Origin of the sequence: Glutamicibacter sp. NPDC088483 (genome assembly GCF_044753145.1) — a bacterium.
Taxonomy (GTDB): domain Bacteria; phylum Actinomycetota; class Actinomycetes; order Actinomycetales; family Micrococcaceae; genus Glutamicibacter.
Window position 1 is genome coordinate 418,371 of record NZ_JBIVMP010000005.1, and the last position, 6,076, is coordinate 424,446.

At 65.1% G+C, this 6,076-nt stretch carries 4 protein-coding genes and 1 rRNA gene; all 5 read left to right on the forward strand.

The features are described from left to right. Positions 1-36 precede the first annotated feature (36 nt). A complete protein-coding gene (locus ACIP6G_RS13115; RefSeq protein ID WP_400290554.1) occupies positions 37-777 on the forward strand; it encodes a maleylpyruvate isomerase family mycothiol-dependent enzyme in 741 nt (246 codons plus the stop codon). A 105-nt stretch (positions 778-882) separates the two neighbouring features. Further along, the gene (locus tag ACIP6G_RS13120; protein ID WP_105658124.1) at positions 883-1,422 is read left to right on the forward strand and encodes an adenine phosphoribosyltransferase; all 540 of its coding nucleotides are present in this window, start codon (positions 883-885) and stop codon (positions 1,420-1,422) included. 248 nt (positions 1,423-1,670) lie between these two features. Then, positions 1,671-3,953: an AAA family ATPase gene (locus tag ACIP6G_RS13125; protein ID WP_332594682.1), complete on the forward strand. Its 2,283-nt coding sequence runs from the start codon at positions 1,671-1,673 to the stop codon at positions 3,951-3,953. 190 nt (positions 3,954-4,143) lie between these two features. Then, positions 4,144-5,463, forward strand: a complete 1,320-nt coding sequence (gene tyrS / locus ACIP6G_RS13130) for a tyrosine--tRNA ligase (protein ID WP_105658122.1) — start codon at positions 4,144-4,146, stop codon at positions 5,461-5,463. Positions 5,464-5,984: 521 nt separating this feature from the next. Further along, positions 5,985-6,076, forward strand: a 16S ribosomal RNA gene (locus ACIP6G_RS13135); the annotation flags it as partial.

Here is a 6,076-nt window from a genome sequence, read left to right on the forward strand (position 1 = left end):
GCGCATTTGCGCCCGGTTCGCGCTAAAGTGTGATTCATGACTCGACTCCTGGCCCCTGCCGAACTCATCGCGCAGGTCACCACCGCATTGGATGAACTTTCCGTACAGGTGCGGGAGGTTCCCGACACCCAGTACAGCAAGCCCAGTTCGCTGCCGGGCTGGAGCACCGCCCAGCTGATCGCGCATCTGGCCTCCTTCGCGAAGGCCGCCGTGCGCCAGTTCGAGAACGCCGGAGCCCAGCGGCCGCCGTTGATGTACGACGGGGGCGCCGAGGGCCGGATCGAGGCGATCAACATGACCGCGCTGATGCGCCCGGAGTCCCTGCGCGCCTTGGCCGCCGACGCGCTGGCCCAGTTGCGCGCCACCCTGCCTGGTGCCGAAGCCACGTGGGAGCAGCCGGTGGGGTACCGCCCGGGGGCCAAGGCCGCGGACCTGATGTACGCGACCTGGCGAGAGATGCTGATCCACGCCACCGACCTGGACGAATTCCTGCGCCCGTCCGCCAGCTGGCCGCCGGCATTCAGCGCGCATCTGTTCCGGGCGCTCGAAGCCCGCGTTCCGGAAGGAACCCGCCTGGTGCTGCAGCCGCATGGCAAACCCCCGATCGTGCTCGGGGACGGGGCGAAATCGTGGGTGCTCTCGGGCACCGATTTCGACTTGGCCGCATGGATGGCCGGCCGCCCGGCGGCCGGGCCGGTGCAGGTTACCGCGGCCGCCGACGGGGCCGCGGACCCGCAGCTGCTGCCCTGGCCCAGCGATCGCTTGATGAACCGCTAGCCTGGATGGTTAACCGCCGTACCGCATGGACACCGCCCAAAATGTGCTCATGATTATGCACGATCGTGCGGCGTGCGGCGCGCGAAGGGACTAAAATTACTAGGCGTGACTACTTCTGAGAGCATTAGCGACCTGCTGGATCGACTGTGCGAGATCGTGCCCGACTACCCGCAGCCAGGGATCTCCTTCAAGGACCTCACCCCGGTCTTCGCCGACCCGACCGGCCTGCGCCGCATGGTCGACGAGCTGATCGCCCCCTTCGAGGGGCAGTTCGACATCGTCGCGGGCCTCGAAGCCCGCGGTTTCGTGCTGGCGGCGGCCGCGGCCTACGCCTCGGGCAAGGGCATGCTGACCATCCGCAAGGCCGGCAAGCTGCCGCGCGAGGTCTACCGCGACGAGTACACCTTGGAATACGGCACCAGCTGCCTGGAGGTGCACAAGGACGAGATCGCCCCGGGCACCCGCGTGCTGATTCTCGACGATGTGCTGGCCACCGGCGGCACCGTGGGTTCAGCGGTCCGCCTGCTGGAGCAGACCGGTGCCAGGATCGCCGGCGTCGGCGTCGTGCTGGAACTCGATGGCCTCGAAGGACGGGCCAAGCTGCCGGGGCACAAGGTGCTCTCCTTGCAGGTCGTCCACTCCTGAGCCGGGCAGCGCGGTGCCGAAGCGGCAGCCGGGAAGCGGCGCGCAGGTAACAAACCGCCACGCTTCCACGCCGCTGGCGAACAGCCCGGCAGCGGGCCCGGCCAGCGCTTGGCACCGGTGCGCGCGATTACCTGCGCCGGGCCAAAGGCGCGTATCATTATCTGTCCTGTGTTTTTACGTGGGAACCGTTTTACGTAGGGCCCTGTGCTTTGCGCAGGGGCACATTTTGAGCGCGAGGGGAAACTGGGTTGACCGATACGATCGAGGCCGATCTGTTAGCTGAATCCGACTATGTGGGCCGCCTGTACGCGCGGCTGGACGAGTTGCGCGCCGAAAAGGTGGAGCAGCTTGAGCGCACCCGGGCCCAGGGGGCGGTGGGCACCTTCCAGAACATGTCCGAACGCGACTCTTTCGCCACCCTCTACGAGGACCGGATTGCCCAGCTCGACGCCGTCGAGGACCGCCTGGTCTTCGGCCGCCTGGATATGGCAGCCAACGGCCAGGGGCAGGAAGCCGGCAACGGCTCATCCTCCGGCACTCCCCGCTACATCGGCCGCATCGGCCTTTCCGACGAGGACCTGAACCGGCTGATGATCGACTGGCGCGCCAGCGAAGCGGCCCCCTTCTACCAGGCGACCGCGCTGAATCCGCGCGGGGTGCGCCGCCGCCGCCACCTGATGCTCAAGGGCCGGACCGTGGCCGGCATCGAGGACGACGTGCTCGACGAGACCTGGTTGGATGAGGGGCACACCCACCACGGCGAGGGCGCGCTGATGGCCGCTTTGCGCGAGAAGCGCACCGGCCGCATGGGCGATATCGTCGGCACCATCCAGGCCGAGCAGGATGCGATCATCCGCGCGCAGCTGCCCGGCGCCGTCGTGGTCCAGGGCGGTCCGGGCACCGGCAAGACCGCCGTCGCCCTGCACCGCGCGGCGTTCCTGCTCTACGAGTACCGCGAACGGCTGAAGAACGCCGGGGTGCTGATCGTCGGCCCGTCCACTTCCTTCATGCGCTACATCGAGCGCGTACTGCCCTCGCTGGGCGAGACCGGCGTGGTCATGTCCTCGGTGGGCGAGCTCTACCACGGCATCCACGCCGTGCCGGAAACCAGCCGCACCGTCGCCCGGCTCAAGGGCCAGCTGTCCATGGCCAGGGTGATCGCCACTGCGGTGCGCAACCGCCAGCGGCTGATTCCGGAAACCCGCACCCTGGTCGTGGAGGGAACCCGCCTGACCCTGACCCCGAAGATGGTCAAGAACGCGCGCGAACGAGCCCGCCACACCCACAAGCCCTACAACGAGGCCCGCGAAACCTTCGTCAAGGTGCTGGTGGGGGACCTGGCCGAGCAGTTGCGCCGCAAGCTGGAGGAATCGGCCGGGCAGTCCTCGACCACCGACCGTTCCTACCTGCCCCAGGAAGTGCGCGAATCGCACGATGTGCGCGTGGCGCTGAACCTGTGCTGGATGCCGATGACCCCGCAGCAGCTGGTGGCCGAGTTGTTCGCCACCCCGCACCTTTTGGCCGCCGCGGCCCCGCACCTGAAGGAAACGGACCGCGACGCCCTGTACCGCCGGGCCGGCTCGCCGTTCACCGAGGCCGATGTGCCGCTGCTCGATGAGGCATCCGGGCTGCTCGGCGAGTTCGCCGACCCGCTGGCCGGCACGCACACCGCCCAGTACGAGGCCGACGTGGAAAATGCCAAGGCCGCGCTGCGCAATATGCACACCATGCTGGAAAACGCCGGCATCGACGGTGTGGTCACCGCGGAGCAGGTGGCCGGGGTGAACCAGGAAACTGCGGCCCGGCTCACGGCCGCCGAACGCGCCGTCGCCGATCGCACCTGGGCCTACGGGCACATCGTGGTCGACGAGGCGCAGGAGCTTTCGCCGATGCAATGGCGCCTGCTGGTTCGCCGCTGCCCGATGAAGTCCTTCACCATCGTGGGCGACATCGCCCAGACCTCGGCCGCCTCGGGCGCCAGCAGCTGGTCCCAGGCCCTGGAGCCGTTCTTCGGTGAGCGCTTCGAGCTCGAAGAGCTGACCGTCAACTACCGCACCCCGGCGCAGATCGCCGACGCGGCGGTGCGCGTGGCCCAGGCCGCCGGCCTGCGGATCACCACCCCGCAGGCGGTCCGCGAAGGCGACTGGCCACCGGTGCTGACCAAAACCACCGAGGCCGAAGTCCAGGATGCGGTCCTGGCCGCGCTGGGCGAAGAGCTGGAGTACTCGGCCGGGGGACTGCAGGCGATCATCGTGCCGCAGCAGGATCTGGCCCGCATCCGCGCGGCGGTCCAGGACGTGCATGGCGACCGCGTTGGCGCCGGTTCGGGCGGATTGAGCCAGGACATCGTGGTGATCACCGCGCGCGAGTCCAAGGGCCTGGAATTCGACGGCGTGCTGATCCTGGAACCGGCCGAGCTGGTCGACGAGGTGGACGGCGGCGTGGGCGATTTGTATGTGGCGATGACCCGTACCACCCAGCGCCTGCGCGTGGTCCACACCCGCGAACTGCCTGAAGGCCTGGAAGGCTAGCAGCGCACCGCGGGGTCGGCTATGTGACCAAGGGGCGGGCCGGGGAAGTGGCACGAGCCTGCCACCAAGCGATAACCTTAAACCCATGCGCCGGGAAGGCAACCCCAACTCCCGGTGCGATCACAGGTGCACGCAAGCAGCAACGCGGGCACTCGGGGCAGAACGAAGACAGAAAATGGTCACAGTGAGCATGTCTGATACGAAGCAGAATCCCGTGATTGCGGGACAGAGCAACGACGCATCTTTCGAGAACGTCTGGCAGGAACTCAAGTGGCGCGGCCTGGTGCACGTGTCCACCGACGAAACCGAGCTGGAACGAGCCCTGTCCGAAGAGTCTGTGACCTACTATTGCGGGTTCGATCCCACTGCGCCGTCCCTGCATCTGGGCAACCTGGTGCAGTTGCTGAATATGCGCCGCCTGCAGCTGGCCGGCCACAAGCCGCTGGCCCTGGTTGGCGGTTCCACCGGCCTGATCGGCGACCCGCGCCAAACTGCGGAGCGCACCTTGAACACCAGGGAGACGGTGACCGAGTGGGTCGCCAAGCTCCAGGCGCAGGTTTCCCGCTTCCTCTCCGATGAGGGCGAGAACGCGGTGCAGCTGGTCAACAACCTGGACTGGACGCAGCAGCTGTCGGCCTTGGACTTCTTGCGCGATGTGGGCAAGTACTTCCGTGTGGGCACGATGATCAAGAAGGAGATCGTCGCCGCGCGACTGAACTCCGACGAGGGCATCAGCTACACCGAGTTCTCCTACCAGGTGCTGCAGGGCTACGACTTCCTGGAGCTGAACCGCCAGTACGGCTGCACCCTGCAGACCGGCGGCTCGGACCAGTGGGGCAACCTGACCAGCGGCACCGACCTGATCCGCAAGGTCCAGGGCAACTCGGTGCACGCCTACGGCACCCCGCTGATCACCAACTCCGACGGCACCAAGTTCGGCAAGTCCGAGGGCAACGCCATCTGGCTGGATGCCGAAATGTGCAGCCCGTACACCTTCTACCAGTTCTGGCTGAACACCTCCGACGCGGATGTGATCGACCGCTTGAAGGTATTCACCTTCCTGACCCGCGAGCAGATCGCGGAACTGGCAACCGAAGTTGCAGAGCGCCCGTTCAAGCGCGTCGCCCAGCGCACCTTGGCCTGGGAAGTCACTTCCCTGGTTCACGGTGTGCAGGCTACCGAGCAGGTGATCGCCGCTTCGGCTGCGGTCTTCGGCAATGGCGATCTGGGCGCGATTGATCTTCCTACCCTGGAATCGGTTATCGCGGAGCTGCCTTCGGCGAAGGTTGCTGCGGACGATCTGGGCATTTTGAATGTCCTGGTTGCCTCGGGCCTGAGCAAGTCATTGTCCGAAGCACGCCGTACGGTCACTGAAGGTGGCGCCTACGTCAATAACGGCAAGGTTGGCGGCATCGAAACTGAACTGGCCGAGGCGGACTTCCTGCATGGCCGCTACGCGATCGTGCGCCGCGGCAAGAAGAACATGGCAGTGGCTGAACTGGCCAAGTAGGGCCCAGTAACTACCGCACTACACGAAACCGCCGGAAAAGCTTGTGAACCAAGACACTTTTCCGGCGGTTTTGTTGTACCTAATTATGATAATCCCTAGTCAAGGTCGGATTAGGGGCTGAAATTCGACCCGTAGGCCGATTTTGCGTCGTGGCTGAACCCGTGTAGAGTTTTATCTCGCGCCGCTGATCCGGACAGCCTGAAAGGGCGAAACGGAAACGGCGGGGTGAACAAGACTGAAACGTCGAGTTGACAACGGTCAACTTGGTGGTAAGCTTGTAAAGTTGCTCCGGAGCGAAGCAGTCATCGAAGGATTGGTGGTTGTGGTGTCGAGAGTGTTTGTTGTTTGAGAACTCAATAGTGTGCCAAGTTTGTTGATACCGAATATTTTTATTTGGTGAATACATAACATTTGCTTGAGGCATTGCACCCCCGTGCAGTGTTCTTGAGTGTTTTATTATTCGCCAGGACTTCATTGGCTTCGCCCTTATTTTCCAAGGGGTTGCCGGTGGCTTTTTATTTTTTATGGAGAGTTTGATCCTGGCTCAGGATGAACGCTGGCGGCGTGCTTAACACATGCAAGTCGAACGATGAAGCCCAGCTTGCTGGGTGGA

What these genes read in the sequence shown, in the direction of transcription:
- ACIP6G_RS13115 (WP_400290554.1), top strand. Translation starts at nt 37, where the DNA reads ATGACTCGACTCCTGGCCCCTGCCGAACTCATCGCGCAGGTCACCACC.
- tyrS (WP_105658122.1), top strand. Translation starts at nt 4,144, where the DNA reads ATGTCTGATACGAAGCAGAATCCCGTGATTGCGGGACAGAGCAACGAC.